General features: G+C 72.1%; 29 protein-coding genes. 12 read left to right on the top strand and 17 right to left on the bottom strand.

Translation table 11 applies throughout. The features are described 5' to 3' along the window. Positions 1–189: 189 nt before the first annotated feature. Complete coding sequence (locus DV20_RS02870; protein ID WP_043776207.1) at positions 190–678, bottom strand: RNA polymerase sigma factor; 489 nt, start codon at positions 676–678, stop codon at positions 190–192. A 538-nt stretch (positions 679–1,216) separates the two neighbouring features. Between DV20_RS02870 and DV20_RS02865 the strand changes: the two genes are divergently transcribed. Next, positions 1,217–1,480: a WhiB family transcriptional regulator gene (locus tag DV20_RS02865; protein WP_043776205.1), complete on the top strand. Its 264-nt coding sequence runs from the start codon at positions 1,217–1,219 to the stop codon at positions 1,478–1,480. Between the two features lie 138 nt (positions 1,481–1,618). Here DV20_RS02865 and DV20_RS02860 read toward each other — a convergent pair whose 3' ends face one another. Continuing rightward, a complete protein-coding gene (locus tag DV20_RS02860; RefSeq protein WP_043776204.1) occupies positions 1,619–2,647 on the bottom strand; it encodes an RNA polymerase subunit sigma-70 in 1,029 nt (342 codons plus the stop codon). 40 nt (positions 2,648–2,687) lie between these two features. Between DV20_RS02860 and DV20_RS02855 the strand changes: the two genes are divergently transcribed. After that, entirely contained in the window at positions 2,688–3,431 is a 744-nt protein-coding gene (locus tag DV20_RS02855) for an SDR family NAD(P)-dependent oxidoreductase (protein WP_043776277.1), read from the top strand. A 208-nt stretch (positions 3,432–3,639) separates the two neighbouring features. Further along, positions 3,640–4,869, top strand: a complete 1,230-nt coding sequence (locus DV20_RS02850) for an LCP family protein (RefSeq protein WP_043776276.1) — start codon at positions 3,640–3,642, stop codon at positions 4,867–4,869. Between the two features lie 9 nt (positions 4,870–4,878). Here DV20_RS02850 and DV20_RS02845 read toward each other — a convergent pair whose 3' ends face one another. From DV20_RS02845 to DV20_RS02775, 13 genes are all read right to left on the bottom strand, one after another. Next, a complete protein-coding gene (locus DV20_RS02845) occupies positions 4,879–6,075 on the bottom strand; it encodes an acyl-CoA dehydrogenase family protein (RefSeq protein WP_043776201.1) in 1,197 nt (398 codons plus the stop codon). Between the two features lies 1 nt (position 6,076). Next, complete coding sequence (locus DV20_RS02840; RefSeq protein ID WP_043776200.1) at positions 6,077–6,982, bottom strand: 3-hydroxyacyl-CoA dehydrogenase NAD-binding domain-containing protein; 906 nt, start codon at positions 6,980–6,982, stop codon at positions 6,077–6,079. Next, complete coding sequence (locus tag DV20_RS02835) at positions 6,979–7,725, bottom strand: acetoacetate decarboxylase (RefSeq protein WP_043776199.1); 747 nt, start codon at positions 7,723–7,725, stop codon at positions 6,979–6,981. The genes DV20_RS02840 and DV20_RS02835 overlap by 4 nt, the downstream gene beginning before the upstream one ends. Next, positions 7,722–8,471, bottom strand: coding sequence for a crotonase/enoyl-CoA hydratase family protein (locus DV20_RS02830; RefSeq protein ID WP_043776197.1), 750 nt, complete (start codon positions 8,469–8,471; stop codon positions 7,722–7,724). The genes DV20_RS02835 and DV20_RS02830 overlap by 4 nt, the downstream gene beginning before the upstream one ends. A gap of 67 nt (positions 8,472–8,538) precedes the next feature. Beyond that, on the bottom strand, positions 8,539–9,699 hold the full coding sequence (locus tag DV20_RS02825; protein WP_043776193.1) for a CaiB/BaiF CoA transferase family protein: 1,161 nt from the start codon (positions 9,697–9,699) through the stop codon (positions 8,539–8,541). A 118-nt stretch (positions 9,700–9,817) separates the two neighbouring features. Then, on the bottom strand, positions 9,818–10,723 hold the full coding sequence (locus tag DV20_RS02820; RefSeq protein ID WP_043776191.1) for a LysR family transcriptional regulator: 906 nt from the start codon (positions 10,721–10,723) through the stop codon (positions 9,818–9,820). A 224-nt stretch (positions 10,724–10,947) separates the two neighbouring features. Further along, the gene (locus DV20_RS02815; protein WP_043776190.1) at positions 10,948–12,297 is read right to left on the bottom strand and encodes a sensor histidine kinase; all 1,350 of its coding nucleotides are present in this window, start codon (positions 12,295–12,297) and stop codon (positions 10,948–10,950) included. Next, on the bottom strand, positions 12,294–12,980 hold the full coding sequence (locus tag DV20_RS02810) for a response regulator transcription factor (RefSeq protein ID WP_043776189.1): 687 nt from the start codon (positions 12,978–12,980) through the stop codon (positions 12,294–12,296). The genes DV20_RS02815 and DV20_RS02810 overlap by 4 nt, the downstream gene beginning before the upstream one ends. Positions 12,981–13,025: 45 nt before the next feature. After that, positions 13,026–13,220, bottom strand: a complete 195-nt coding sequence (locus DV20_RS02805) for a hypothetical protein (RefSeq protein ID WP_043776188.1) — start codon at positions 13,218–13,220, stop codon at positions 13,026–13,028. Continuing rightward, positions 13,217–13,603 (bottom strand): hypothetical protein, encoded by a 387-nt coding sequence (locus tag DV20_RS02800; RefSeq protein WP_043776186.1) that lies wholly within the window; start codon positions 13,601–13,603, stop codon positions 13,217–13,219. The genes DV20_RS02805 and DV20_RS02800 overlap by 4 nt, the downstream gene beginning before the upstream one ends. A 70-nt stretch (positions 13,604–13,673) precedes the next feature. Beyond that, the gene (locus tag DV20_RS02795; protein WP_043776184.1) at positions 13,674–15,419 is read right to left on the bottom strand and encodes a CocE/NonD family hydrolase; all 1,746 of its coding nucleotides are present in this window, start codon (positions 15,417–15,419) and stop codon (positions 13,674–13,676) included. Positions 15,420–15,984: 565 nt separating this feature from the next. Then, positions 15,985–16,203: a hypothetical protein gene (locus tag DV20_RS45405; protein WP_043776180.1), complete on the bottom strand. Its 219-nt coding sequence runs from the start codon at positions 16,201–16,203 to the stop codon at positions 15,985–15,987. A gap of 312 nt (positions 16,204–16,515) precedes the next feature. Further along, on the bottom strand, positions 16,516–17,058 hold the full coding sequence (locus DV20_RS02775) for a TetR/AcrR family transcriptional regulator (protein ID WP_043776175.1): 543 nt from the start codon (positions 17,056–17,058) through the stop codon (positions 16,516–16,518). A gap of 23 nt (positions 17,059–17,081) precedes the next feature. Here DV20_RS02775 and DV20_RS02770 point away from each other — a divergent pair, with 23 nt between their 5' ends. The 3 genes from DV20_RS02770 (at position 17,082) to DV20_RS02760 (ending at position 18,697) form a co-directional block, all read left to right on the top strand. Continuing rightward, positions 17,082–17,507: an SRPBCC family protein gene (locus tag DV20_RS02770; RefSeq protein WP_043776173.1), complete on the top strand. Its 426-nt coding sequence runs from the start codon at positions 17,082–17,084 to the stop codon at positions 17,505–17,507. A 38-nt stretch (positions 17,508–17,545) separates the two neighbouring features. Continuing rightward, a complete protein-coding gene (locus DV20_RS02765; RefSeq protein ID WP_043776172.1) occupies positions 17,546–17,917 on the top strand; it encodes a winged helix-turn-helix transcriptional regulator in 372 nt (123 codons plus the stop codon). Between the two features lie 72 nt (positions 17,918–17,989). Further along, a complete protein-coding gene (locus DV20_RS02760; protein WP_043776171.1) occupies positions 17,990–18,697 on the top strand; it encodes a M50 family metallopeptidase in 708 nt (235 codons plus the stop codon). Here the strand turns inward: DV20_RS02760 and DV20_RS02755 are convergent. Then, positions 18,694–19,344, bottom strand: coding sequence for a response regulator (locus tag DV20_RS02755; protein ID WP_043776169.1), 651 nt, complete (start codon positions 19,342–19,344; stop codon positions 18,694–18,696). The genes DV20_RS02760 and DV20_RS02755 overlap by 4 nt on opposite strands. After that, positions 19,319–20,554 carry a sensor histidine kinase gene (locus tag DV20_RS02750; protein WP_043776166.1) on the bottom strand — a complete coding sequence of 412 codons (1,236 nt, stop codon included), beginning with the start codon at positions 20,552–20,554 and terminating at the stop codon, positions 19,319–19,321. The genes DV20_RS02755 and DV20_RS02750 overlap by 26 nt, the downstream gene beginning before the upstream one ends. A gap of 158 nt (positions 20,555–20,712) precedes the next feature. Here DV20_RS02750 and DV20_RS02745 point away from each other — a divergent pair, with 158 nt between their 5' ends. The 6 genes from DV20_RS02745 to DV20_RS02715 all read left to right on the top strand — a co-directional run bounded on the left by DV20_RS02745 (position 20,713) and on the right by DV20_RS02715 (position 26,124). Next, on the top strand, positions 20,713–21,354 hold the full coding sequence (locus DV20_RS02745; protein ID WP_043776164.1) for a GOLPH3/VPS74 family protein: 642 nt from the start codon (positions 20,713–20,715) through the stop codon (positions 21,352–21,354). A 219-nt stretch (positions 21,355–21,573) separates the two neighbouring features. Then, positions 21,574–22,098 (top strand): PH domain-containing protein, encoded by a 525-nt coding sequence (locus tag DV20_RS02735; protein WP_043776163.1) that lies wholly within the window; start codon positions 21,574–21,576, stop codon positions 22,096–22,098. After that, a complete protein-coding gene (locus DV20_RS02730; protein ID WP_051735771.1) occupies positions 22,095–23,585 on the top strand; it encodes a PH domain-containing protein in 1,491 nt (496 codons plus the stop codon). The genes DV20_RS02735 and DV20_RS02730 overlap by 4 nt, the downstream gene beginning before the upstream one ends. Before the next feature lie 10 nt (positions 23,586–23,595). Then, on the top strand, positions 23,596–24,360 hold the full coding sequence (locus DV20_RS02725; protein ID WP_043776160.1) for an isocitrate lyase/PEP mutase family protein: 765 nt from the start codon (positions 23,596–23,598) through the stop codon (positions 24,358–24,360). A 41-nt stretch (positions 24,361–24,401) separates the two neighbouring features. Beyond that, the gene (locus DV20_RS02720) at positions 24,402–25,415 is read left to right on the top strand and encodes an aminotransferase class V-fold PLP-dependent enzyme (protein ID WP_043776159.1); all 1,014 of its coding nucleotides are present in this window, start codon (positions 24,402–24,404) and stop codon (positions 25,413–25,415) included. Positions 25,416–25,527: 112 nt separating this feature from the next. Continuing rightward, on the top strand, positions 25,528–26,124 hold the full coding sequence (locus DV20_RS02715; protein WP_043776157.1) for a hypothetical protein: 597 nt from the start codon (positions 25,528–25,530) through the stop codon (positions 26,122–26,124). The last annotated feature ends 45 nt before the right edge of the window (positions 26,125–26,169 follow it).

Raw genomic sequence — 26,169 nt, 5'->3', positions numbered from 1 at the left:
GCCAGTGCGGCGGGAACGCTTCGGCGGGCTGCGCCGCGGCGATCTCCCGGACGAGCGCCCGGCTGCGCACCCGCAGCAGCGTGCCCTCCACGTCGAGCCCGGCGCGCAGCGAGTCGTGCAGCGCGGCGTTGGACTCCCGCAGCTGCTCGGTGATCGCCCGATCCCCGTACCCGGTTGCCGGCATTTCGCTCACCTTTCCCTGTCCCGCTGATCACCGGACGGAGCGGCCCGGAGTCGCTTGAGGCGTTCCCGCACGTGGCGGAGGGTGGACCGGACGGTCGCGGGCGCGACCCGGAGGGCCTCCGCGATCTGGGACGGCGTGAACCCGTCGAGCGACCACGCCAGGACCATCCGCTGCTTGCCCGGGAGGGCGGCGAGCAGGTCGATCAGCCCCGCGTGCTGCTCGACCAGCCCGGTGAGCTCCTCGTCGTCCCGCGGGTCGCCCGCCAGGGTCCAGTCCGCCCGCGCGTCGCCCGGGGCGTCGATCAGCCGCCCGGCGACCCGGCGCACCCACGCGCGCGGGTCCTCCGCGGTCGGCCACGCCTCCAGCGCGTGCAGCATCGCCTCGGCGGCGACGTCACGCGCCGTCTCGACCTCGAACCCGGCCTTGCAGAGGAAGGCCACGAGAGCCGGGAAGTCGGCGCGGAAGAACGCGTCGAACTCGTCGTGACCGCACACGGCACCCCACCACCCCTCGCCCTCGCCCTCACAAGGACAGGTGCACTGAGGTGACCGCTACGTGTAACGATCCGATCAAGACTGCCCGGTAGGAGTAATGGACCGCGTTGCTTCGGTGACGGGTGGTGACGAGCAGGCGGGGGCAGTCGGCGGCCGGCGACGCGCGCGCCCGCGAACGGCGGGTTCCGGACACGCGGGCGCAGCGGTTCCCGGATACCGGGTTTCGATCACCCGTGACCGGAAACCCCCTTCGGACAACGCAGAAGCGGACCGGTGCCGTCCGGCCCGAGACCGCTCGGCGGGCGCTTGCCGCGCGCGGGCGTCGCCGATCGGGTGACGTGATCGACATCGAGATCCCCGGAAGAAAGGCGTACTCTCATGTGTTGCAGTCTTGGTTGCCCGGAGGGTGAGCCGGGGACCGAAGCCAAAACCCCCTTGACCCAGGCGGATACGCTCGCGCGTCCGCCGCGGTTAAGTCGGTTGACGCGCCCCAACAATGGGAAGCAGTAACAGTAAGACGAGGAGGTGAACGAAGGAAATGGAAGCCACGATGACGGGCTGGGCGGAACTCGCGGCCTGTAAGGACGAGGACCCGGAACTGTTCTTCCCGATCTCCGAGGTCGGCCCCGGCGCCCGGCAGACGGCGCAGGCGAAGGCCGTGTGCGCGCGCTGCCCCGTGCGCGCCGAATGCCTCGGCTACGCGCTCGACAACGGCCTCGACCACGGCGTCTTCGGCGGCATCACCGCGGACGAACGCCGCCGGCTGGTGCGCACCGCGCCCGAGCGGCACCGAGCGGCTTGACGCGCCGCCCCGGTGACCTCTTCCCGGCGGCCGCGAGTACCACCACCGAATCCGGAAGAAATCGATTCCGGCCGAGTGCGCGCCCGGGTGGGTGATTCCTCGTGAATCACCCACCCGGGCTTTTTCGGTGCGCGATATCTATGCGTTTCTTTGCATCTTTCCCGCGGACCCGTGGTCGTCGTGCTCTCCGGGCCACGTCTCCGGCAGGCCCCACGCCGCCGCCGTGGCCGACTCGAACGCGGCCATCGCCGTGATCCACCCGGCCTCGATGGTGAACAAGGTGACACCGAACCACCGGTGGTCGTGCTCTCCCGGGCGCTTCAGGTAGGTGGCCACCGCCGGCTGGCGGTTGGCGCGCACCGGCCGCATCCGGAACTGCCCGACGCAGTCCGGCGACGCCGGGGCCAGCGAATGCGAGAGCGCCCGGACGATCGAAGCGCGGCTGCCGAACCACAACGGGTACGGCGGCATGATGGCCTGCGCGTCTTCGTGCAGCAGCCGGGCGACCGCGGACGGGTCGCCGGCTTCGTACGCGGCGATGAACCGCTTCAGGAGCGCCGTTTCCTCGGCCGTCGCGTCGCCGACCGTCCACTCCGCACGCCGCGCGGGCAACCGCTCACGCAACGTCGCACGAGCGCGCTGGAGCGCGCTGTTCGCCGAAGCCACGCTCGTCTCCAGCAACGCCGCCGTCTCCTTCGCCGACCAGCCGAGCACGTCTCGCAGGATCAACGTCGCCCGCTGCCGCGGCGGGAGGTACTGGACGGCGGCGAGGTAGGCCAGCTCGATGGTCTCCCGCTCGACGACGGCGGCGCCGGTGTCGTCGGGGGCCGCGCCCTCGAGCAGCCGGTCCGGGTACGGCTCGAGCCACGGCAGGTCGGCCGCCGCGATCGGCCCGTCCGGCTCCCCGGCCGGGCCGAGCTGGTCGGGCAGCACGCGCCGCGGACGGCGGGCGAGGACGTCGAGGCAGGCGTTCGTCGCGATCCGGTAGAGCCAGGTGCGCACGCTCGCCCGGCCCTCGAACCCTTCGCGGCCCTTCCACGCGCGCAGGAACGTCTCTTGCGCGAGGTCTTCGGCGTCGGCCAGCGAACCGAGCATCCGGTAGCAGTGCACCTGGATCTCCCGGCGGTGCCGTTCGACGAGCGTCTCGAAGTCCCGCGCGTGCCCCACCCCGGGAACGCTAGCGCACCCGGACTGGGAAACTGCGGTGGTGAGCGGAACAGTGCTGGTGTTGGGCGGACGCAGCGAAATCGGGCTGGCCGTGGCGAAACGCCTGGTCAGCGGCGACGTCCGGCGGTTCGTGCTGGCCGCGCGGCCGGGCGCGGACCTGAGCGGGGAGGTGGCCGCGCTGCGCGAGGCCGGCGCCGAGACGGTGGAACCGGCCGAGTTCGACGCCGACGACCTCGCCGCGCAGGGCCCGTTCCTGGAGAAGGTGGCGGCCGAGCACGGCCCGCTGGAAACCATCGTGCTCGCCTTCGGCATCCTCGGCGACCAAGCGCGTGCGGAGCGCGACGCCGCGCACGCCGCCGCCATCGTGCACACCGACTACGTCGCCCAGGTCGGCGTGCTGACCCACGCGGCGAACCTGCTGCGCGCGCAGGGACACGGCCGGCTCGTCGTGTTCTCGTCGGTGGCCGGGGTGCGGGTGCGCCGCGCGAACTACGTCTACGGCTCCGCCAAAGCCGGCCTCGACGGCTTCGCGAGCGGTCTCGCCGACGCATTGCACGGCTCCGGCGTCCACTTGCTGCTCGTCCGCCCCGGCTTCGTGATCGGGCGGATGACCGAGGGCATGACGCCCGCGCCGTTCTCCAGCACCCCGGACCAGGTGGCCGAGGCGACGGTGGCGGCGCTGCGCCGCGGCCGCGGGGTCGTCTGGGTGCCCGGAATGCTCCGTCCGGTCTTCTTCGCGATGCGCCTTCTGCCTCGCGCCATTTGGCGCAAACTGCCGCGGTGACACGGTGAAGGCGGCTACTGTGGCCGGTGACACAGCACTGGGGAGTGCGCGAATCCCTACCCTGCGTGGCAAAACGGGCCGATCGGCCCGAACTTGCTCGGCCGATCGGGCAGCGTCACGAGTTTCCGACAACTTTCTCAGCTGATTCCCAGCAAACCCGGTGATCCTCGAAGAGGGGAAGTCGCCAGAGGGAAGCAAGGGGAACGTCGTGCTGTTGTCGTCGCGGGGGAGCCGCATCGGCGGCCGGGTCGCGCTCGGCGTCGTTTCGACGGTGGTGCTCGGGGCCACCGGCTACCTGTGGACGCAGCTGAGTTCCCTGGACGCCGGCATCGTCACCGCCGACGTCATCCCGCCGGCCGCTCAGGTCGACGTCGAGGACACCCCGCCCGGCGAGCCGCTGCGGGTCGCCCAGAACATCCTGCTCGTCGGGATCGACGCGCGAACGGACGCGTACGGCAACCCGTTGCCGCAGACCGTGCTCGACGCCCTCCACGCCGGGGGCGGCGACGACGGCGGCGACACCACCGACACGATCATCGTGGTGCACATCCCGGCCGGGGGCGCCGCGGCCACCGCCGTCTCGATCCCGCGCGACTCCTATGTGGACATCGCGGGCGGGTACGGCAAGCACAAGATCAACTCGGCCTACAGCCGCGGCAAGAACGCCGCGATGTCCGGTCTGCGCGCCCAGGGGCTCTCCGGCGCGCAGCTGGAGGTGGCGGCGAACGAGGTGGGCGCGAAGACCGCGATCCAGACCGTGGAGAAGTTCACCGGGCTGACGATCAACCACTACGCGGCGATCAACCTCGCGGGCTTCGACGCGCTGTCGCGGGCCGTCGGCGGCGTCGAGGTCTGCCTCAAGGCGCCGGTGCACGACAGCTACTCCGGCGCGGACTTCGCGGCCGGCCCGCAGACGCTGTCCGGCGCGCAGGCGCTCGCCTTCGTCCGCCAGCGCCACGGGCTGCTCAACGGCGACCTCGACCGCATCGCGCGGCAGCAGGCGTTCCTCTCCGGGATGGCGAAGAAGGTGCTCAGCGCGGGCACGTTCACCGACCCGTCGAAGCTGGGTTCGCTGGTCGGCGCGGTGCAGGGCTCGGTGGTGCTGGACAGGGGCTGGGACATCCTGAGCTTCGCGCAGCAGCTGCGGGGGATGACCTCGGGCGCGATCGCGTTCGCCACCATCCCGGTGCAGAGCCTGTCGCTGGCGACGCCGTCCGACGGCGACGCGGTCAAGGTCGACCCGGCGCAGGTCCAGCAGTTCGTCCGCACGGCGATCAGCACCGCGGCGGTCCGGGCGGCCGGCGACGACACGACCGGCGGCGTGAAGCCGGTGGCCGCCACGGCGACGACGGTGCCGACGCCGGGCACTTCGGGCACTCCGGGCACTTCGGACACGAAACAGCCGGCGGCCAGTACGGCCGCCGGCTGCGTCAACTGAGCCGCTCCCTCACACGAACGCGGACTGCCCGGTGATCGCCTTGCCGACGATCAGGGTGTTCATCTCGCGCGTCCCTTCGAAGGAGTAGATCGCCTCGGCGTCGGCGAAGAACCGCGCGACGTCGTACTCCAGCACGATCCCGTTGCCGCCGAAGATCTCGCGGCTCCAGGCGACCACCTCGCGCATCCGCGCGGTGACGAACGCCTTGGCCAGCGACGAGTGCTCGTCCTGGAAGATCCCCGCGTCCTGCAGGCGGGCGAGCTGCACCAGCATGCCCCAGGAGGCGGTGATGTTGCCGAGGCTCTTCACGAGCAGGTCCTGCACCAGCTGGAAGCGGGCGATCGGCCGGCCGAACTGCCGGCGCTCCTTGGCGTAGTCGAGCGCGAGCTCGTAGGCACCGACCATCACGCCCAGTGCCTGCCAGGCCACGCCACCGCGGGTGGCGCGCAGGATCTCGGCGACGTCGCGGAAGGAGTCGATGCCCTGCAGGCGGTTCTCCTCCGGCACCCGGACGTCGGTCAGGGTGATCTCGGCGTTTTCGACGATCCGGAACGCCGTCTTGCCCTGGATCTTCTCCGCCACGAAGCCCGGCGTGCCCTTCTCGACGACGAAACCCTTGACGTGGTTGTCGTCGAGGTCCCGCGCCCACACCACGACGTAGTCGGCGAAGGTCGCGTTGCCGATCCACTTCTTGGCGCCGTTGAGGACCCAGCTGTCACCGTCGCGCTTGGCGGTGGTGCGCATGCCGCCCGCGACGTCGGAGCCACCGAGCGGTTCGGTCATCGCGAACGCGCCGATCTTGTCCATCGCGGCCATCTCGGGGAGCCAGCGGTCGCGCTGCTCCTGGCTGCCGCCGGCGTAGATCGAGTACATCGCGAGTCCGTTGTGGACACCGAAGAACGTCGCCACCGAGGCGTCCGTGCGGCTCATCTCCATCGCCATCATGCCGGTGAGGAGGTGGCTGACCGCCGGCTTGTGCTCGCCGTAGCCCTCGTAGGGCAGGCCCGCGAGGCCCGAGTCGCGGAAGAGGCCGATGAGCTCCTTCGGGAAGGTGCCGGCTTCCCAGTTCTCGTTCACCAGCGGCTTGACGTCGGTGCGCATGAAGTCGCGGGCCCGCACCAGCAGCTTGCGCTCTTCGTCGCTCAGCAGCGTCTCGTAGTTGTAGAAGTCGGCGGTCAGCTGGCCTTCGAGTGCTTCCATGGTCATGTCAGTTCTCCTCCAATGCCGTCAGGACGGCGAGCTGCTTGCGGTCGCGCGTCTCGGCGAGTTCCGAGTACGTGGAGGAGCCGTAAGCCTTTTCGACGGCTTCGATGAGCCGTTCCTGCTCTTCGGGGCCCTGGCTGGGGGTGCCCAGCCCGGCCCACATCTTCTTCATGGACTTGCCGATGTGCTCGGCCATGTGCCGGTAGCCGCCGGGGCCACCGCCGAGGTGCGAACCGAGGAACGGCCCGACCGTGGCCCAGCGGATCCCGAGCGAGTTCGTGATCACCTTGTCGAGGTCTTCCGGCGTGACGACACCCTGCTCGACGAGGTAGATCGCCTCGCGGCTGAGCGCGTTCTGCAGCCGGTTGCCGACGAACCCGGCGATCTCCTTGCGTTCCACGACCGGCGTGCGGCCGAGGGAGGTGTAGAAGTCGACGGTCTGCCGCACGGACTCCTCGCTGGTGCGCTCGCCGGGGACCACCTCGACCAGGGGGATCAGGTGTGGCGGGTTGAACGGGTGGCCGATCAGGATCCGGCGGCCGTCGATCTCGCCGGTGAACGCGGTCGAGGGGATGGCGCTCGACGAACTCAGCAGCAGCGCGTGCTCCGGTGCTTCCTCGACGAGCTGCTTGAACAGGTCCTTCTTGAACTCGACGTTCTCCGGCCCGTTCTCCTGGACCACATCCGCTTCTTTCACTGATTCAGTGACGTTCTCGGCGATGTGGACGCGGCTCGCCAGCTCGCAGGCGGTCGTGCCGAGGTGCGGGGCGAACCGGGCCAGTGCCTGCGAGACGGCCTCGGCGAGGTCGGGACGGGGATCGGTGACCTGGACGGTCAGGCCGTGGTGGGCGAACAGCGCCGTCCAGGACAGGCCGATGGTGCCCGCGCCGATGACTGCGGCGTTCTTCATGCCTGGGCTCCCTTCAGGTAGTCGAAGACCGGCTTGACCGGGGCGAGCGTCAGGTCGGTGCGGATGTGGCTCGCGGAGACGACCTCCAGCACCGGCAGGTCGGCCAGCGGGGCCAGGACGTGCTGGAACAGCTGCAGCCGCGCCGGGCCGGTGTAGGCCTCCTTGACCACGACGTCGGAGATCTCGGTGCGGACCAGTTCCTGCACGCGCGGGGCGCCGTCGTAGCCGGGGATCGTCTTGAGCATGAACGTCGGGACGGTGATCTGGCGCTCGGCCTCGCGGGCATCCAGTTCGTGGTGCTTGTAGCCCATGGTCGCGGTGGCCACCCGCAGCGTCCCGTAGTCCAGGGTGCCCACGAGGACGCCGTTGTCGACATAGAGACCCGGGCTGCCGACGGTCTTCGGGTACGCGCTGACCTCGCGGCCGGATGCGGTGGCCGGGAAGTTGTCGAGGTACATCGCGTGCAGGTACTCGCCTCGCTCGCCGTCGAAGCTGACCTCGATCGCCTGGCCCGACTCGGTGTACGGGCCGTAGCCGGAGACGTCGCCCATCTTCATGACCTCGAAGCGCACCAACGGTTCTTCGATCCGCAGCGGCTCCGGGACGACCGCGCGCAGGGCGTCGGCGTCGGTGCGGTAGACGATGTTGAGGTACTCGCGGTCGGTGAACCTCGGGACCACGGGCGCGAACGCCGGGGCGGTCAGCGGGGTCGTCATGTGACGGCGGACTTCTTCGATCTTCATTGGCCTGTCCACTTCGGAGCGCGGCGCTCGGCGAAGGCGGTCATGCCTTCTTGGACGTCCCTGGATTGCATCAGTTTCTTGGTCTCTTCGCGCTGCAGGGCGAAGGCTTCGGCCTCCGAGCCGCGCACGATCTTCTTGACGGCGGCGAGCGCGAGCGGCGCGTTCTCCGCCAGCTTCTCGCCCAGCTGCAGCGCGACGGCGGCGGCGTCGCCGTTCGCGGTCACGCGGTTGACCAGGCCCAGCTCGCCGGCGCGGCGGCCGGTGACGGGCTCGCCGGTGAGCAGGAACTCCATCGCGAGGTGGTGGGGGATCCGCTTCGGCAGCCGGATCACGCCCCCGCCCGCGGCGATCAGGCCGCGCTTGACCTCGGGGAGGCCGAACTTCGCATCTTCGGCGGCGACGATGAGGTCGCAGCCCAGCGCCAGCTCGAACCCGCCGCCCATGGCGAACCCTTCGACGGCGGCGATCAGCGGCTTGGTGAGCTCGGCTTCGGTCAGGCCGCCGAACCCGCGGCCTGGGATTTCCGGCGACTCGCCCTTGAGCGCGGCCTTGAGGTCCATGCCGGCGCTGAAGGTGTTCTCGGCGCCGGTCAGGACACCCGTCCGGAGCGTGGGGTCGCTCTCGAGTTCGTCGAGGGCGGCGGCCAGCCCGGCCGCGACGGCGGCGTTCACCGCGTTGCGGGCCTGGGGCCGGTCGATCGTGATCAGCAGGGTGCTGCCGATCCGTTCGGTGCGTACTTCACTCATGACTTCCACTTCCCAAGGGGGGCACTTTCACGTGAAAGTGACCTGGAGTCGCCACTCCGGAACACTTTCACGTGAAAGTGGCGGTGGTTCGGACCAGTTCGGAGAGGACTTCGGCGGTGTCCTGGCCGGCCAGCGGGGCCAGGCGGCGGATCGAGCCGGGCGTCGCGGAGAACTTCACCGGGATGCCGACCGTGCGGATGGTGCCCTCGCTCGGGTGCTCGACGGTGTCCAGCAGGTGGCCGTCCCGGACGTACGGGTCCTCGTGGGCGTTGTCCAGTTCCAGGACCGGCGCCATCGGAATGCTGTGCTTCGCGCACACCTCGGCCCACTCCTCGGTGGTCAGCGCCGGGGCGCACACCGCGATCTGCTCGCTCAGCCACTCGTTGTCGGCGCGGTTGATGGCGTCGCCGTTCACGCGCGGGTCGGCGGCGAGGTCGGGCCGCTCGGCCGCGGCGAAGAAGTCGCGGAAGTTCTGCGGGTTGTAGGGGATGACGCAGGCGAGACCGTCCTTGGTGCGGACCGCGGCGTGGCCCTTCGTCATCGACAGCGCGAAGCCGGTGGGGCTCTCGGCCGGTTCGAAGGTGTGCCCGGCGAGGTGCTCGACCAGGTTGAACGCGAGCAGCGTGTCGGTCATCGGAATCTCGATCTGCTGGCCTTCGCCGGTCTTGTCCCGGTGGACCAGCGCGGCGAGCACGCTGTAGGCGATGGTCAGCGACGAAACCTTGTCGCCGATGATCGTCGGCAGGTAGACCGGCTCGCCCAGTGCCCGGTTGGCCACGTCGACCAGGCCGGAGGAGGCCTGCACGGTCTCGTCGTAGGCGGCGTTGCCGGCGCGGTCGGAGTCGCTGCGGAAGCCCTGCGCGTGGGCGTAGACCAGGCGGGGGTTGCGCGCGGCGACGTCGGCGTAGTTCAGGCCGAGGCGGGCCAGCGCGCCGGGGCGCATGTTGGTGATCAGCACGTCGGCGGTGTCGATCAGCTTGAGCGCCTGCTCGCGTTCGGTCTCGTCCTTGAGGTTGAGGGCCACGCTGCGCTTGTTGCGGTTGACGTTGAGGTTCAGCGCGGTCATGCCCGGCGTGGTGCGGTACTCGCCCACCCGAACGGTGTCCGCGGGGGACTCGATCTTGATCACGTCGGCGCCCAGGTCGCCGAGGATCTGGGCCGCGTACGGGCCCATCACCACGGTCGAGAGGTCGATCACACGCACGCCGTCCAGCGGTCCGGTCGTCATCTTTCCGTCCTTTCGCGCCTTGGTGTTTCGCTCTACTTACGAACGTAGGCGCGTTCGGCGTGGAAGGGAATGATCATGATGCGAACAATGGTATGACTCTGGTGGTCATACCATTTCGCTAGCTGCTGATCGGCTCGGCGAAGATCTCTTTGGCGACGGCGACAAGCTCGCGCAGGTCGCCGTCGGAGCGGTCACGCCGCCAGAGCAGGCCGGTGTCCAGCTGGGGGCGGAAATCGGTGAAGGGCAGCACGATGACGTTGTCGAGCCGGTAGCCGTGCATCGGCGACCTGGCGTCGAGCATGGAAATCGAGAACGCCTCGCCGCTGGAAATGATTTCCGACGTCCCGCCGTAGCCGGTGTTGGTCAGCCGGATGCGTTTTTTGACGCCCAGTTCGTTCAATTGGTGGTCCAGCTGGTCGAAATACGCGGGGGTGATTTCGCCGGGAGACGCGACGTACGGGAATCCGGCCAGTTCGGCGAGGCTGACGGCGTCCCGCCCGGCGAACAGGTCGGCGGGCACGACGGCGCCGAGCCGTTCGGTCATCACGGGCAGCTGTTCCAGCGCGGGATCGGTGACCGGCAGCCGGGCGAGGGTGAGGGCCAGCTTGCCGTCGTGCACGCCCTGCACGAGGTCGGCGGTGGTGCCGGGCCAGCGTTTGAGCTCGTAGCGGTGCCGGACGCGCTCGGCGAGGGCGTTGACGCGGTCGCGCAGGTCGGGGTGCACGCCGGCGGGCATGCCGAGGAACAGGGTGCTGCGCTGCGGCCGGACGGCCTCTTCCAGCTTCCACGGGATCGCGCCGATCCGCTCCAGGACGTCCCGCGCGAGCGGCAGCAGCGCGGCCCCGGCGTCGGTGAGGGTGACGTGGTGGGTGCTGCGGTCGAACAGCTGCTGCCCGAGTTCGTGTTCGAGGTCCTTGATCCGCTGGCTGAGCGGCGACGCGGCCATGTGCAGCTTCCGCGCGGCCGCGGAGAAGTTCAGTTCCTCGGCAACCGCGACGAAGTAGCGCAAGTGCAGCATCTCCATCCCCCGACCCTAACGACCACGCCGCGTGATGCCCCGGCAATCACGTGTGATGCCGTTCCGGACACGTGTGATGCCCGGCACCCACACCGGCTTCGGCCGTCGGCGGCATCGCGGGTGACCAACCGGGCTTTTCGCGTGATTGGCGGGGCATCACGCGTGATGGGAGGGGCATCACGCTGCGGCGGAGTCAGCCCTGATGGACGTCACCGCCCGCGCCGCCCAGCTCAGTGCCGGCGGAACGTCATCGTGAAGGCCGCGCCGCCTTCCGGGGCCGGGCCCGCCGTCAACGTTCCGCCCATGCGGGTGACCAGGGCGTGGACCAGGGCCAGGCCGATGCCCGACCCGACCGGGCGGCGGTCGCGGTAGCGCGCGTTCAGGACGCCGCGCTCGAACGCCACCGGGTAGTCCTCCGGCGCCAGGCCCGGCCCGCCGTCCCGGACCGAAAGCGCGGCCGAAGAACCGGACACCGACAGCGAAAACACCATCGGCGCGCCCGCGGGGGTGACGCGCAGCGCGTTCTCGGCCAGGCCGTCGACCACCTGACGCAGCCGCCGGGCGTCCGCGAGCACCGGCACGGGCGACGAAGGCGCCGAAACCGACAGCCGCACGTCCTCCCGGGCGCACCGCAGCTGCCACACCTCCGCGCAGTCGCGGACCAGCGCGCCCAAGTCGACCGAAGCGACGTCCAGCCGGAACTCGTCCGCCCCCAGCCGGGCCAGCTCAAGCAGGTCCGTGACGAGCCGCTCGAGCCGCGCCGCCTCCCGCTGGATCGTCTGCCCGGCCCGCGCCGCGTCCGGCCCCGAGGCGACGCCGTCCGCGATCGCTTCGGCGAAGCCGGTCACCGCCGTCAGCGGGGTCCGCAGCTCGTGTGACACCGACAGCAGGAACTCCCGCTGCCGCGCCTCGCTGACGGCCAGGGCGTCGGCCAGCGAGTTCAGCGACCCGGCCACCTCCGCCACCTCGCGCGGCCCCTGCACCGGCACCCGCACGTCACGACGGCCCGCCCGCAGCGACCCCGCGGCCAGCGCGGCCCGGCGCAGCGGACGGCCCAGCAGCCGGCCCGAGACGAAGCCCGCGACCGCCGCCACCAGGAGACCGATGCCCAGCGCCAGCAGGATGTTGCGCACCAGGGCCCGCTGCGTCGCTTCGGCGTTCCGCGCGGGCAGGACCAGCGCGAACGCCGCCCCGCGCGTGCCCACCACCCGCGTCTCGACCAGGTACTGCGACCCCGCCACCAGCACGCGCCCCGAGTGGTCCGCCGCCAGCCCGAGCTTCCCGGCGGCCTGCACGGCGACGGCGTCCCCGAGCGCCTGCCCGCCGGCCCGCCGGACCACGACGGAGATGCCCTGCCCGCGCACGACGTCGGCCACCTTGCCCACCCCGAGCCGGTTGCCGATGCCCGTTTCGTCCAGCTGCGACGCGACGACGTCGGCCTGCGCGGCCAGCGACGACTGCAGCACGTTGTCCGCCGTGGTCCGGATCAGCCGGGACGCGACCAGCCCGGCCACGATCACCGCCACCCCCGCGACGGCCAGGCACACCAGCGTGATCCGCCCGGCCAGCGTTCCCCTCATGTCGGATCCGCCGCGTAGCCGATGCCCCGCACCGTCCGGATCGGGCTCGACGGCCCGAGTTTCGCCCGCAGCTGCGCCACGTGGACGTCGACCGTGCGCGTCCCCGCCGCCGCGGCGTACCCCCAGACGGCGCTGAGCAGCTGGTCGCGCGAAAGCACCTGCCCCGGGTGCCGGAGCAGGTGCGTCAGCAGGTCGAACTCGGTCGACGTCAGCGAAACCTCGACGTCGCCCGCCCACGCCCGCCGGGACAGGACGTCGACGCGCGCGCCGCCCACGGCGAACGTCTCCGCGGCCGGCGCCGCCCCCGACGCGCGGCGCAGCACGGTCCGGACCCGGGCCGCCAGCTCACGCGGGCTGAACGGCTTGGTGAGGTAGTCGTCGGCGCCGATCTCCAGGCCGAGCAGGCGGTCGAGCTCGTCGTCGCGGGCGGTGACGAACAGCACCGGCGTCCAGTCGCCGGCCGCGCGCAGCGCCTTGCAGATCTCGATACCGTCCATTCCGGACAGTCCGATGTCGAGCACGATCGCCACCGGCTTGAGCCGGCGGACCCCCTCCAGTGCCCGGCCGCCGTCGGCCTCGACGTGCACACCGAAGCCGTCGCGCTTGAGGTAGAGCGCCGCCAGCTCGGCGATCGCGGCCTCGTCCTCGACCACGAGGACGAGGCCGCGTCCCGGTGACCCCATGCCTGCTCCCGTCTCCGCCGTGTTCAGAGGGGAGACGCTAGCCGGTCAGGGCGAGCCATCGCTGTTCATGTCGGACTCGATCCCGTTCAGCGTCGACTCGATCCCGCTCAGCTCGCCGGACGGCGAAACCGACGACGTGGACGGATCCGGAGAGCCCATCAGGTCGTCGCGGCAGCCCGAGCAGCCGAGCGCGACGAGTGCGGCGGCCCCGACCGCCGCCGCGACCCGTGCGCCCCTCACTTGGCCGGCTTGCAGTGCGCGGCCGCGAAGGCGTCGAGCTTCTGCTTGGCCGTGGTCAGCTCGCCGATGCGGCCCTGCCGCTTGGTGGCGCGCTGGTCCAGCTGGTCGGCGCGGGCGGTGTGCCCGGCGGCCCGCTGGTCGGCCGCCCGCGCCTTGAGGTTGGCGACCGAGCCCTTGATCTCGGGACCGCCGTTGATCCGCTTCTCCAGGTTGGCGGCCCGCTTCTGCAGCTTCGGCACCCAGTCCGAGCAGACCTGCTGCGACTCCTCGGGGCTCAGCGTGATCGGCGCCGTCTGGGCCGACGCCAGCGGCGCCGCCACCAGCAGGCAGGCGGCGCTCGCCCCGCCCGCCAGCGCCAGCCGCGTCCAGGTGGTTCCTCGCATCGTCTCTCCTCGTCTCCGTTCCCGGGGTACGAGGAGAACTCTGGCGGGGTCGTGTTCGAAGGGCGTCCGTCTAGTGTTCGGGCTTTGTAAGGCCGAAGGTGACCGACGTCCGCGAGAGGTCGAACGTCACCGTGTCGCCGAGCCGCGGCAGCGCCGGGTCGAACAACAGCCCGTCGGTGCCGCCGAGGAGCAGCCCGAGGCGGTGGCCGGCCGGGACGACGTGGTCGAGCGCGGTGAGTTCGAAGGTCATCGGGTAAGGCCGGCCGGGGACGAGCGGTTCGCCGTGCCGCAGCGACGCGTGGTGCCCGAGATCCGCCCAGCCGGCGGCGACGATCCGGTGGTCGACGCGCACGACGTCGGCGACGGTGTCGAGGAAGCACGCGCTGTCGGCGTCGGAACCGGAGCCCCAGCACGACCGCGTGGTCAGGTTACGGATGCCGCTGCCGTACTCCGCGGTGTTGCGCGTCTCGGCCGGGCCGTAGTCGACGAGCGCGACGCCGAGCCGGGCGGCGGTCCGGTCGGACGACGCCGTGATCGTCACCGACGGCGAGCCGGCGATCCGCACCGGTGCCGGCAGGGGCGGCCCGGTGAACCGCGCGGCCGACACCCCGGCCGCCCACTGCTCGCGGGTGACGGCGGGATCGTCGACGACGCTCGCCGTGCCGGACCCGGTCGGCCCCAGCGCGCCGCCGGCCGACGGGCGCAGCGTCACCGGGAGCGTCGCGGGCGGCCAGCTCCGGAGGTCGGTCCACCGGTCCGGAGCGGTCTCGAGGTGCACGGCGGGCGCACGCTCGACGCCGTTGCGCAGGCCGAGCAGCCAGCGGTCGAACCAGCGGTGCAGTGTCTCGACCCACTCCGCCCGCCGCAGGTCGAAGGGGTCGGTGTGGCCGGCCTGGCTCAGCCACGCCTTCCGCGGGACGCCGGCCCGGCCCAGCGCGTCCCAGTAGCGGGCGAACTGGTTCGGTGCGACGACCCAGTCTCCGAAGCCCTGCGCGATGAGCACGCTCGCTTGCCCGGCGCGCGGCACGTAGTGCTGGCTCTCCCAGTAGTCGTTGTAGTCGCCGTTCGTGCCCGCGCGCGCTTTCTGTCCGGCCTCGAACGGCTTGCACAGTTCCGCGGCGCGCTCGTTGTAGGTGAAGGACGACCCGGTGTTCTCCGGCGTGGCGAAGGGAGCGCCGTTGCCGATGACCTGCGCGTAGTTGTCCGCGACGCCTTCGATCGGCACGATCGTCTTCAGCCCGGCGATGCCCGAGGCGGCCATGCCGATCGCGGTGGCGCCGTCCTGCGACTTGCCGATCGCGCCGACGTCCCCGGTGGCCCAGGCCGCGGTCACCGCACGGCCGCCGTCGGGCGCGTCGAAGGCTTTCGCCCGGCCGTTGAGCCAGTTCACGACCGCGTTGCCGGACGCGACGTCGTCGAAGCAGCCGGACGACCGGTTCGTGCCGCCGACGTCGGCCAGCACGACGGCGTAGCCGCGCGGCACGAAGTAGTTGTCGTAGAACAGCGGGAACCGCAGTGGCGTGCCGTCCGGCGCGTAGGACTTCTTCTGCTGCTCGTTGCCGCGGCCGCAGCACGCGTAGTAGGGGCTGACGTCGAGGATGACCGGGACGCGCACGCGCGTGTCGGGCCGGATGACGTCGGCGGCGACGCGGTCGGGCTCGCCGTCGTGGTCGTTGTCGGTGCCGGTCTCCACCCACGTCGTCTCGCGGATCGCGTCCGCGTAGGAATGGATCGGACGGCTTTCCGCGGCGACGGCGGGGGGTGCGAGCCCCGCCGTCGTGAGCAAAGCGGCCAAGAACCCCAGTACCAGTCGCATCGGCACAGGAAATCACGGCTTTTCGTACCGCGCCAGGAACTGCTCCATGGCCTCGACCTCCCGCGCGACCGCCGCGGGGACTTAGGGCTCTTGTCGCGGCGAGCGGTCGGGCGGACCGTGGAACGGCGACGCCCGGGCTATTCGGCACTTGGGCGCGGTAGCCGGAGGTGATGTGCCGTGACCAGGGACGAGCTGCCGGTTCCCAGCGGCCCCCTCGGCGAGGATCCGTGCCCGGATGGTGCTCGCGTGTTCTTGCAGAATCCGGCTCATTTGTGGTCCGCGTGCTTCGGTGGCGCGAGCACCGAGCTTCGGATTGCCGTCAGCATGGAGGAACTTCGGCTCGTTCGTCGGTACGCGCAGTGGGTCATGAGTGATCTTGGGTTTGAGCCGGACGCGGTCTATGACGGGCAGCTGGTCGTTGAGACCGCAGGTGAGCAGCTCATCATCTTGGCTGATCGAACTGCGCCGATGCGCTGCCGGTTCGATCCCGCCGGTGACTCGCTGGCGGTTGTACGCATGCTTGCTCCTCGCCGGGCTGTGGCGGGATCCCGGCCCTGTGGAGCAGTCAGGTCGTGATCGTGCGGAGGGCCGCCAGTCGATGAATGCGCGTGAAGCCACTGCGGATGAGCGGCACCGGCTCGCCGACGAGAGGGACCGGATCGCCGACGAACGTGATCAGATCGCGGATCGGCGGGACTCGATCGCCGACCACCGTGAGCATGGCGCTGACGATCGTGAAGATCAGATGGTGTCGATGGCGGCTCATCTGGGGGAACGAAGCCACGAACTGGGAGTTTCCGCTGATGATCGAGTGAGGCGCAGCACCGAGGCGATTTGGCTGGCGCGAGAGTCGCTGGATCGAGCGCGGGCGCGGTTGGACAGAGCTGAGGCCGCGTTGCTCAGGAGCCAAAGGCGAGCGGAGCGAAAGCAGGCCGAGGCGGACTACGAAGTTGTCCGGGCCAAGCGGGACGCCGCTCAGCGCGACGGGTGACTGCGCGCCTGCTCATCCGGGAGTCAAGGAACGCACGCACTACACCCACGCCGTCGTGAGCAAAGCGGCCAAGAACCCCAGTACCAGTCGCATCGGCACAGGAAATCACGGCTTTTCGTACCGGGCCAGGAACTGCTCCATGGCGGCGTCGACGGCTTCGCGGTCGCCGGTGGTGACGAGGTCGAGCAGCAGCCCGCGGGCCACGGCGAGCCCGAGCCGGGCGTGGGCCGGCCGGTCGGCCTCGGGGACGCCGTAGCGGGCCAGCAGCGCCTCGACCGGACCGAGCCAGTCTTCGACGACGCCGTCGAGGAACTCCGTCGTGCCCGGCGTGCCGCCCAGGGCCTGGCCGTAGAGCTGGAAGAACAGCTTTTCGTTGGCGCGCAGGCCTTCGTCGGTGAGCCGCCGCCAGAACGCGCGGCCCGCGTCCGCCGGGTCGAGGCCGTCGAGCGCGGCCCGCTGCCGGGCCTCGACCTCCCGCGCGACCGCCGTGAGCAGGCCTTCCTTCGAGCCGAAGTGGTAGATCAGCATGCGGTGGCTGGTGCCGAGGTCGGCGGCCAGCGCGCGCAGGCTCCGGTCCGCCCCGCCGTGGTGGGCGATGTGCTCGATCGCCGCGTCGAGCAGCTTCGCGCGCGGGCTTGCGTCGATCATGTACCAAATGGTACACGTACCAAATGGTACAACGCATTTCGGTCCACACCCGGTCGGCCGCTCCGGCCGAGGCCGTGTACGCCCTGCTGCGGGACGGCGCGAGCTGGCCCCGGTGGTCGCCGCTGGGGTCGTTCGAGCTGGTCCAGCCGGGTGCGGACGAGCCGGAAGGCCTGGGCGCGGTCCGGCTGTTCGAGACCAACGGCGTCCGCTCGTACGAAAAGATCGTCGCGCTGGAGCCCGGCCGCCGGTTCGGCTACGCGCTGGAACGCGGCTTGCCGCTGCGGGACTACGTCGCCTACGTCGACCTCTCGCCCCGCGACGGCGGCACCGACATCCACTGGCACTCGACGTTCACGCCGAAGATCCCGGGTACCGGCTGGTTCTACCGCTGGTTCCTCGGCTCCTTCATCAAGCGCGTGGCCGCCGGTCTGGCGCGCGCCACCGCCTGACCGGCGTGTTACTCTCCCGGGGAGAGTGAGGAGGTGCCGTGGGGCCCGATCCGTACGACCGCAACTGCCCGACCCGTCAGCTGCTCGACCGCATCGGCGACCAGTGGACGGTGCTGATCGTCGGCGCGCTCCGCGACGGCCCGCTCCGGTTCACCGAGCTCGGCCGCCGCGTCGACGGGATCTCCCAGAAGGTGCTGACGCAGACGCTGCGCAGCCTGGTCCGCGACGGCATCCTCACCCGCACGGCGTACCCGACGATCCCGCCCAAGGTCGAGTACGAGCTGACGGGGCTGGGCCGCAACCTGTCCGAGCCGCTGGACATGCTGGACCGCTGGGCCCGGCAGCACATGGCTTCCGTCCAGGAGGCCCGAGACGCCTACGATGCGGAGCACACGCCCGCCTCCGCGTAGTCACTGGACAGCTCTTGGACAATCCGTTGCGTTACGGGTTTCGCGGCGCCGCGCGGGACGACACTGTTCGCCGTGCTCAACGAGACCGCGCCCGCGCCGGGCTGGGGAGTCGTTGCTGTCACCGCGTTGTTCGCCTTCGCGGTGTCGCTGACCTCGGTCGTCACGCCGTCCAGCGGCCGGCGAAGCCTGCTGCGCAACGCCAACGTCCTGGGCACCCTGTTCCACGAGGGCGGCCACGCGCTGGTGATCCTGCTGACCGGCGGTGACGTCTCCCGCCTCGCCATCACCGGTGCGGGATCCGGGCACGTCGAAGGGAAGCACGACTCGGGGCTCGGCGCCGTGCTGGCCGGTGCCGCCGGGTACGCGATGCCGCCGCTGGCCGGGCTGGGGGCCGCCGTCCTGCTGCACCGCGGGCACGTCCAGGCCGTGCTCGTCCTGACCCTCGCCGCGCTGGTGTTCCTGCTGCTGTTCGCCAGGGACCTGCTCACCGTCGTCCTGATCGTCGTGGTGGGGGCGGTCGTGTACTCGGCCCTGCGCTACGCCCCGGGCTGGCTGCGCACCGGCGTCGCCTACACCGAAGCCTGGCTGCTGCTGATCAGTGAACTCGACGGTGTGCGGATCCTGGTCGTCAACCGCAGGCAGCACGGGTACAAGGACCGGAAGGACGACGCCGCCGCGCTGGCGAAGCGCACCATGATGCCGTCGCCGCTGTGGATCGGCGGGTGGTTCCTGCTCAACGGCTGGGCGATCTGGCACGCCGCGCCGCTGCTGTTCCCTTAGCGAGCCACCAGACCGGCCTCGTGTGCCAGCAGCCCCGCCTGCGTCCGGTTCGCGCAGTCGAGCTTCACGAGCATCCGCGAGACGTAGCTCTTCACCGTCGCCTCGGCCAGGTGCAGCCGCGCCGCGATGTCCGCATTGGACAGTCCGGAACCGAGGCAGGCCAGTACGTCGCGCTCGCGGTCGGTGAGACCCGCCGTCCGCCGTCGCGCGTCTTCGCCGCGTTCGCGGCTGTCCGCGGACAACGCCACCAGCCGGCGCGCGGCCGACGGCGAGAGCACCGTGTGGCCGTCCGCCGCCACCCGGACCAGACCGATCAGGTCCTCCGGGGGCGTCGACTTCACCAGGAAACCCGCCGCGCCCGCGCGCAGCGCGCGGATCACGTACGTGTCCGCGTCGAACGTGGTCAGGGCCACCACCGCCGGCGGGTCCGGCAGCGCGGTGATGCGGGCGATCGCCGTCAGCCCGTCGACGCCCGGCATCCGCAGGTCCATCAGCACCACGCGCGGCCGGTGCCGGATCACGGCCTCGACGGCTTCGGCGCCGTCGGCGGCCTGGGCGACGACCTCGATGTCGCCGGCCGAACCCAGGATCGTGCGCAGGTGCGCGCACACCATCGGCTCGTCATCGGCCACGAGCACCGGGATCACAGTCCGAGCCTTCCGCCGTCGGGACGTAGGCGGGCAGTATCGCACCCACCCGGAACCCGCCGCCGGGGCGCGGGCCCGCGTCGAACCGCCCGCCGACCAGTTCGACGCGCTGCCGCAGGCCGGCCAGCCCGGCGCCGGACCCGCTGCCCGCCAGCGCCGGGTCGGGCGGGTGCGCCGCCGCCGTGCTGTCGACCGAGACGTCCAGGCCACCGGGGTGGTAGCGCAGGGAAACCGTCGCCGACGCGCCCGGCGCGTGCTTGCGCACGTTCGTCAGCGCCTCCTGCACGAGCCGGTACGCGGTGCGCGCGACGGTCGGCGACACCTGCGCCGGGTCGCCGTCCACCACCAGGTCCGTCGCCACCCCGACCGACCGGGACTCCTCGGCCAGCCGCGCCGGGTCGCCGGGCTCGGCCGGGCTGAGCGTCCGCGGCCCGGCCTCGGTGCCGTTGCGCAGGACGCCGACCAGGTCGCGCAGTTCGTCCAGCGCCAGGGCGCCTTCGCGGCGGATGTCCTCGGCCGCCGCCCGCGCGGCCGGGTCGGCCGACGTCACGCCGAGCGCGCCGGCGTGCAGCACCATCAGGCTGAGCCGGTGGGTGACGACGTCGTGCATCTCGCCGGCGAGCCGCCGCCGTTCCGCCGCCCGGGCCTGCTCGGCGAGCAGGTGCTGTTCGCGCTCGGCGCGTTCCGCCCGGTCGCGCAGGGACTGGAGAAGCTGCTTGCGGGCCTCGAAGTACAGCGAGCTCAGGGCCGGCAGGGCGGTGCTGAGCAGGCCGAACGGGGTCGTCGCCCAGCTCGGCGTCCACGGCCGCGCGGCGATCACGGCGAGCACGCCGGCCACGCAGAGCAGGGTCCGCTTGTCCAGCACGCGGGCCGCCTGGGACAGGATCACCGGGGTGATCGTCGGGACCGTCGTCAGTGCGAGCGGGTTCACCGGCACGAGCAGGCCGGGGGCGAAGGTGTCGGCCGCGAGCATCGCGAACGCCGCCGCGGTGATGAACGCGCACACCGGGCCGGGGTAGCGGAACAGCAGCACGAGGGTGAGGTCGCAGGTGATCTGCAGGACCAGCCCGGCCGCCGGGCCCCACGCGCCGGACGTCCGGTCGCCGAGGACGTAGAGCAGCGTGTTCAGCCCGGCGAACGCGAGGGCCGCGAAGATCAGCCAACCGGCGTCGGAGCGGCTCGGCCACAGCGGCCGCTGGGCGGTGCTCACGCGGTCACGGTAACGGCTCGCGCGGGCCGCCGCCCCGGACGCGCAACCAAAGTTGCGGGCGGCGCAACGTTCGTCGCCGCGATCACCCTCCTCGTCCGGTTTCGCCGGGGGACGCCGGACGGTGGACTGGGGACACGACGACGAGGGACGGAAGTGAGATGAGCGAGCTGTCCTTGCCCGCCCGGGCCTACCTGCTGGCGTGCGACACCGGGCGCGACCGGCTGCCGAACCGGGAGCGGGTGGCGCTGCTGGTTCGCGCGGCGGCGCTGACGGACCTGGTGCTGCGCGGCCGGATCACCGACGACGGTGGCCACCCGGTGGTGACCGGCGCCGGCGGCACCGGTCACCTGGTGCTCGACGACCTGCTCGCCGAGCTCGGCGCGGACTCCCACCGCAAGTGGCGAGCCTGGGTGCGCCGTGGAGCGCGCGGGACACTGCAGTCCTTGGAGGCCCAGCTCGACGCGGCGGCCGTGATCACGCTGCGGACGTCCCGCGTGCTGGGGCTGTTCCCGCGCCGGCGCCCGCAGGTCCGCGACCCGGCGACGGCGGCCGCACTCCGCGACTCGGTGCGGCAGGCCCTGCGGAGCGACGCGCCGGTGCCCGCGGACGTCGCGGCCCTGACGTCGCTGGCCGCGGCAGCCGAGCTGCTGCCACGCGCCGAGCGCCGTGGCCGCCGCGACCGGCTCGCGCGGCTGGAGGAGCAGGCGGGCGCCACGGTCCCGGCCCTGCGCAAGGTGATCCGCGAACTCCAGGCGGCCCGCTCAGCCGCCGTCGCGGCCGGCTCCGGTGGCGGCGGCTGACGCCGTGTCGTCCTCCTGATCACGCGTGTCGACCCCGGGATCACGCGCGTCGGCCGTTCCCGCACGGAGTTCGTGTGCGGAAAAGGCCGGCACGCGTGATTGAGGAGCCGGCACGCGTGATTGAGGCGCCGACATGCGTGATTGAGGCGCCGGCACGCGCAGGGACATGCCGGCTTCGGCCGCGACCTGACCTGGATTCCGCCTTTACGATGCGATCGCATGGCAAACAACTTCGGGGGGTGTCCGGTGGAAACCGGGAAACTACGGCTGCGGCCACCACGCCACGCGCTCGACCGCCGCGCGATCGCCTGGTGGCGCACGCAGGGCGCGCTCGCCTTCGGGCCGGCCGCGCTCGTGCTCGCGGTCCTCGGCCTGCTGATCCCGCCGGCGGCGGGCTGGTTGCTGGCGCCGGCCGCCGTGGTGGCAGTGCTGGGGGTGGCCTGGTGCGCGGTCCTGCCGCGGTGGTGGTTCGGCCTGCACCGCTGGGAGGTGACCGACACGGCGGTCTACGTGAGTTCCGGGTTCCTCTGGCAGGAGTGGCGGGTCGCCCCGCTGTCGCGCGTCCAGACGGTCGACACGCTGCGCGGCCCGCTCCAGCAGCGCTTCGGCCTCGCGACGGTCACGGTGACGACGGCCTCGGCCCGCGGCGCGGTGCGGCTGCGCGGCCTCGACGCCCAGGTCGCGGCCGACGTCGCGGAGCACTTGACCGAGCGCACGGACGCCACGCCGGGGGACGCGACATGAGTGGCTTGCCGGGGTCCGACCGTCCCGCCGCGGCCGGCTGGCGCCGGCTCGACCGGCGCACCCTCGGCGTCACCGCGCTCCTCATGGCCGGTGTCGCCGTCTCCGCCGGCACCCCGATCGCCATCGGCACCCGGTCCCTCTGGCTCGTCCCGGCCGCCGTGCTCCTCGTCGGCGCCGGCGTGCTCGCCGAATACCTCCGCTGGCGGTTCACCCGGTTCCGCTGCACCGCCGAGCGCCTCGAGGTCGAATTCCGCTTCGCCGTCCACACGCGCAAATCCCTGCCCCGCGACCGGATCCGCAACGTCGACCTGACGGCCGGCCCGCTGCACCGCCTGTTCGGCGTCGCGACGCTGTCCATCGGCACCGGGCAGCAGGACCGGATCACCCTTTCCCCGCTCGCCAGGGCGGACGCCGAAGCCCTGCGCACCGAGCTGCTGCACCGGCTGCCGGAACCGTCCACACAAGACGGTCTACTGGCCGCCCTCGACCCGCGCTGGATCCGGTACGCACCCATGTCTTTCGTCGCGCCGACGCTCGGCCTGGCCGCCTTCGGCTCGCTGTTCAAGGTCGCCGACTGGTTCGGAGCCGGCGGTGGGCTCGTGAAGTGGCTCTTCGCCCTCTTCGGCGACTTGCCGCTCGCCGTGAGCATCCTGCTCCTGCTGGTCCTCGCGCTGGTCGCCGGCGTGGCCGGTGCCGTGGGCCTGTTCGCCGAAATGTGGTGGCACTACCGGCTGGACCGCGAGCCCGGTGGCACCCTGCGCGTCCGGCGCGGGCTGCTCACCACCCGGACGATCACCGTCGAAGAACGGCGACTGCGCGGCGTCGAACTGGTCGAGCCGCTCGGTGCCCGGCTCGCCGGCGCCGCCCGCGTCGACGCCATCGCCACCGGCATGGAGCGGGACGACGACGACAAGACCGAGTCCAAGACCCTCCTGCCGGCGGCGCCGAAGGCCGTCGCGCACGACGTCGCGGAGCGGGTCCTGGGCGAGCGCGTCGAGACGGCCGGGCTGGTGCCGCACCCGGTGGCGGCCCGCGGGCGGCGGCTGCGGTGGGCCCTGGTCGCCGCCGTCACGCCGGTGCTCGTCCTGCTGCTGCTCGGCGTGCTGCTCACCGACGTCCTGCTGGTCGTCGCCGTGGCCTTCGCCGCCGTCGCCCTGCCGGTGGCGGTTCTGCTCGCCCTGGACGCCTACCGCGGCCTCGGCCACGGCGTCCGCGGCCGCTACCTGCTGACGCGCGCGGGCTCGGTCCGGCGGAGCACGGCCGTCCTGACGCGGGACGGGGTGATCGGCTGGACCGTGAAGCAGTCGGTGTTCCAGCGCCGCCGCGGGCTGGCGACGTTCACCGCGACCACGGCGGCGGGCTCGGGCGCCTACGCGATCCTCGACGCCGACGCCGCCGAAGGCCTGGAGTTCGCGGCGGAGGCCGTGCCGGGCGTGCTGACGCCGTTCCTCGAGACTTCGGCGCGAGCCGAACCGTCGCGGACCTAGATTGCCGGGTATGGACGAATTCCGTGCCCTGCACGTCCCCGGATCCCCGCTGCTGCTGCCGAACGCGTGGGAGTTCGGCGTCGGCGCGTTCCTCGCCGCGCAGGGCTTCCGCGCCCTCGGCACGACCAGCCTCGGCGTCTCCGCGGCGGCGGGGGAGCCGGACGGCGCGCCGTCGACGCGCGAGGCGACCGTCGCCCTCGCCACCCGCCTGACGCGGCTCGACGCGCTCGTCAGCGTCGACCTCGCCGACGGTTTCAGCGCGGACCCGGCCGCGGTCGCCGACCTCGCGGCCGAGCTGGCCGACGCGGGCGTGGCCGGCGTCAACCTCGAAGACGGCCGGGCCGGCGGCTCCCTCGCCCCCGTCGACGTCCAGTGCGCCCTGGTCGCGGCGGTCAAGGACCGGGTGCCCGGCCTGTTCGTCAACGCCCGCACCGACACGCACTGGGCGGGCGACCGCTCGGTCGCCGAAGCCGAACGGCGGGTGCGGGCGTACGCGGCGGCGGGCGCGGACGGGGTCTTCGTGCCCGGCCTCGCCGAGCCGGGTGACGTCGAGCGCGTCGTCGCCGTCGGCCTGCCGCTCAACCTGTTGTTCCTGCCCGGCAAGGTCACCGTGGCCGGGCTGGCGGAGCTGGGTGTCGCCCGGGTCAGCCTGGGGTCGCTGCCGTACCGGATGGCGCTCGCCGCCGCGGCCGGGACCGCGCTGGCCGTGCGCGACGGCCGCGACCTGCCGCTGACGCCGCCGTCCTACGCCGACGTCACGGCGCTGCTGCCGTAAATCGGGTGAGCCGGCCCGGCCGGATCTGCTTGGCTCGGGGCATGCGTGCCTTCGGAACCGACTTCGCCGTCCCGTCCGGATACCTCAACACGCCCAGCGTGGGCGTCCCGCCCGCGCCGGTGGCCGAGGCGGTGGCCGAATCGGTGGAACGGTGGCGGACCGGCGCGACCCGGCCGACGGACTTCGACGAGTACGTGACGCGCTCGCGGGCGGCGTTCGCCCGGCTGCTCGGCGTCGAACCCGGGCGCGTCGCGAGCGGCGCGTCGGTTTCGCAGCTCGTGGCCAACGTCGCCGTGGCGCTGCCCGCCGGCACCCGCGTGCTCGCCGCCGAAGGCGACTTCACCAGCGTGAGCTTCCCCTTCGCGGCGAACCCCGGCGTCACGGTGACCGAGGTGCCGCTTGACGTGCTGCCGTCGCGGGTGGAGGGCCACGACGTCGTCGCGGTCAGCGTCGTCCAGTCCGCGGACGGCCGGATCGTGGACCTCCCGGCGCTGCGGGCCGCGGCCGAGGCCGCCGGGGCGGCGGTGCTGCTCGACGCGACCCAGGCGGCCGGCTGGCTGCCGCTGGACGTCGCCTGGGCCGACTGGGTCCTCGGCGCGGGCTACAAGTGGCTCGGCTCGCCCCGCGGCGGCGCCTGGCTCGCGGTGCGGCCGGACGCGCAGGAGCGCACCCGCGCGGTCGCGGCGAACTGGTACGCGGGGGAGGACCCGTGGGCCACGGTCTACGGCCTCCCGCTGCGCCTGGCCGGCGACGCCCGCGCGTTCGACCTCTCGCCCGTCTGGCTGGCCCAGGTCGGCTCGGCCGTGGCCCTGGAGTACTTCGCCGGCCTCGACCTCGCCCAGGTCCAGGCGCACAACGTCGGGCTCGCCGACATGCTGCTGGAGAAGCTCGGGCTGCCGCCGCGCGGCACGGCCATCGTGTCGCTCGACGCCGACCCCGGACGGGTGGCTTCGGCGGGGGTCGTGTCGAGCGTCCGCGGCGGCCGGGTGCGGGTCGGCTTCCACCTCTACAACACCGCTGACGACGTCGAACAGCTCTTACACGCATTCGAGTGAACCGCCGGACGCGGGTGAACTACCGTATGGCCCCGTGGTTGGTGCGCATTTCACCCCAGGCCCGTCCGACACGGCCCCGCTGGGCGCGGTACCCCCGCAGCCTCGCCCGCCGGTGCCGGGACCGCCGGCGCGTGACACCCGGTCCCTGCTGCTCAAGGGCGCCGGGCTGGTCGCGATCGCCGTCGTCTCCGGGCTGCTGTGGTTCCTGATCCGGCACGACTCGACGCCGGACGAGCCGGTCGCGCAGCCGCCGGCGCAGAACACCGGGCAGTTCAAGTTCACGCTGGTCTCCGGGCCGGCGAAGACGACCGACTGCGTCGCGAAGTCCTACGGCAAGACGAAGGAGTTCTTCCAGGACTCCCCGTGCCAGTCGCTGGTCCGGGCGCTGTACACGACGGAGTCGGGCGGCGCGAAGGCGCTGGTGTCCGTGGCGCTGGTCGGCATGCCGGACTCGACGACGGCGAAGGCCCTCAAGGCGCTGACCGAGCAGGACAACACCGGCAACGTCACGGACCTGGTCAAGGACAAGACGTTCGCGGGCGACGGCACACCGAGCGTGAGCGGCAAGGACGCGGCGTTCGCCTCGCGGGTCGACGGCACGAACACGACGATCGTGCTGGCCGACTTCTACGACAAGCACAAGGACGAGGCCCTGATCGAGCGGATCGCCGACGACGCCCTCCGCCTCTCGGCCGACCTCCACAGCTGAGCGCCCTGCCGCGGCCGTCGTGAGTGGTGAGGCGGGTCAGAACCC

The organism is Amycolatopsis rifamycinica (genome assembly GCF_000695625.1).
GTDB classification, from domain to species: Bacteria; Actinomycetota; Actinomycetes; order Mycobacteriales; family Pseudonocardiaceae; genus Amycolatopsis; species Amycolatopsis rifamycinica.
The sequence above is the reverse complement of the archived record's forward strand: the minus strand, read 5'-3'. Positions and strand labels throughout refer to the sequence as shown.

Bases quoted from the DNA above. Each gene is read 5' to 3' on its own strand.
- DV20_RS02865 (WP_043776205.1), top strand. From the start codon at position 1,217: ATGGAAGCCACGATGACGGGCTGGGCGGAACTCGCGGCCTGTAAGGAC.
- DV20_RS02845 (WP_043776201.1), bottom strand. From the start codon at position 6,075: ATGACCATGGAAGCACTCGAAGGCCAGCTGACCGCCGACTTCTACAAC.
- DV20_RS02840 (WP_043776200.1), bottom strand. From the start codon at position 6,982: ATGAAGAACGCCGCAGTCATCGGCGCGGGCACCATCGGCCTGTCCTGG.
- DV20_RS02835 (WP_043776199.1), bottom strand. From the start codon at position 7,725: ATGAAGATCGAAGAAGTCCGCCGTCACATGACGACCCCGCTGACCGCC.
- DV20_RS02830 (WP_043776197.1), bottom strand. From the start codon at position 8,471: ATGAGTGAAGTACGCACCGAACGGATCGGCAGCACCCTGCTGATCACG.
- DV20_RS02825 (WP_043776193.1), bottom strand. From the start codon at position 9,699: ATGACGACCGGACCGCTGGACGGCGTGCGTGTGATCGACCTCTCGACC.
- DV20_RS02820 (WP_043776191.1), bottom strand. From the start codon at position 10,723: ATGGAGATGCTGCACTTGCGCTACTTCGTCGCGGTTGCCGAGGAACTG.
- DV20_RS02815 (WP_043776190.1), bottom strand. From the start codon at position 12,297: ATGAGGGGAACGCTGGCCGGGCGGATCACGCTGGTGTGCCTGGCCGTC.
- DV20_RS02810 (WP_043776189.1), bottom strand. From the start codon at position 12,980: ATGGGGTCACCGGGACGCGGCCTCGTCCTCGTGGTCGAGGACGAGGCC.
- DV20_RS02800 (WP_043776186.1), bottom strand. From the start codon at position 13,603: ATGCGAGGAACCACCTGGACGCGGCTGGCGCTGGCGGGCGGGGCGAGC.
- DV20_RS02795 (WP_043776184.1), bottom strand. From the start codon at position 15,419: ATGCGACTGGTACTGGGGTTCTTGGCCGCTTTGCTCACGACGGCGGGG.
- DV20_RS02775 (WP_043776175.1), bottom strand. From the start codon at position 17,058: ATGATCGACGCAAGCCCGCGCGCGAAGCTGCTCGACGCGGCGATCGAG.
- DV20_RS02770 (WP_043776173.1), top strand. From the start codon at position 17,082: ATGGTACAACGCATTTCGGTCCACACCCGGTCGGCCGCTCCGGCCGAG.
- DV20_RS02745 (WP_043776164.1), top strand. From the start codon at position 20,713: ATGAGCGAGCTGTCCTTGCCCGCCCGGGCCTACCTGCTGGCGTGCGAC.
- DV20_RS02735 (WP_043776163.1), top strand. From the start codon at position 21,574: ATGGCAAACAACTTCGGGGGGTGTCCGGTGGAAACCGGGAAACTACGG.
- DV20_RS02730 (WP_051735771.1), top strand. From the start codon at position 22,095: ATGAGTGGCTTGCCGGGGTCCGACCGTCCCGCCGCGGCCGGCTGGCGC.
- DV20_RS02725 (WP_043776160.1), top strand. From the start codon at position 23,596: ATGGACGAATTCCGTGCCCTGCACGTCCCCGGATCCCCGCTGCTGCTG.
- DV20_RS02720 (WP_043776159.1), top strand. From the start codon at position 24,402: ATGCGTGCCTTCGGAACCGACTTCGCCGTCCCGTCCGGATACCTCAAC.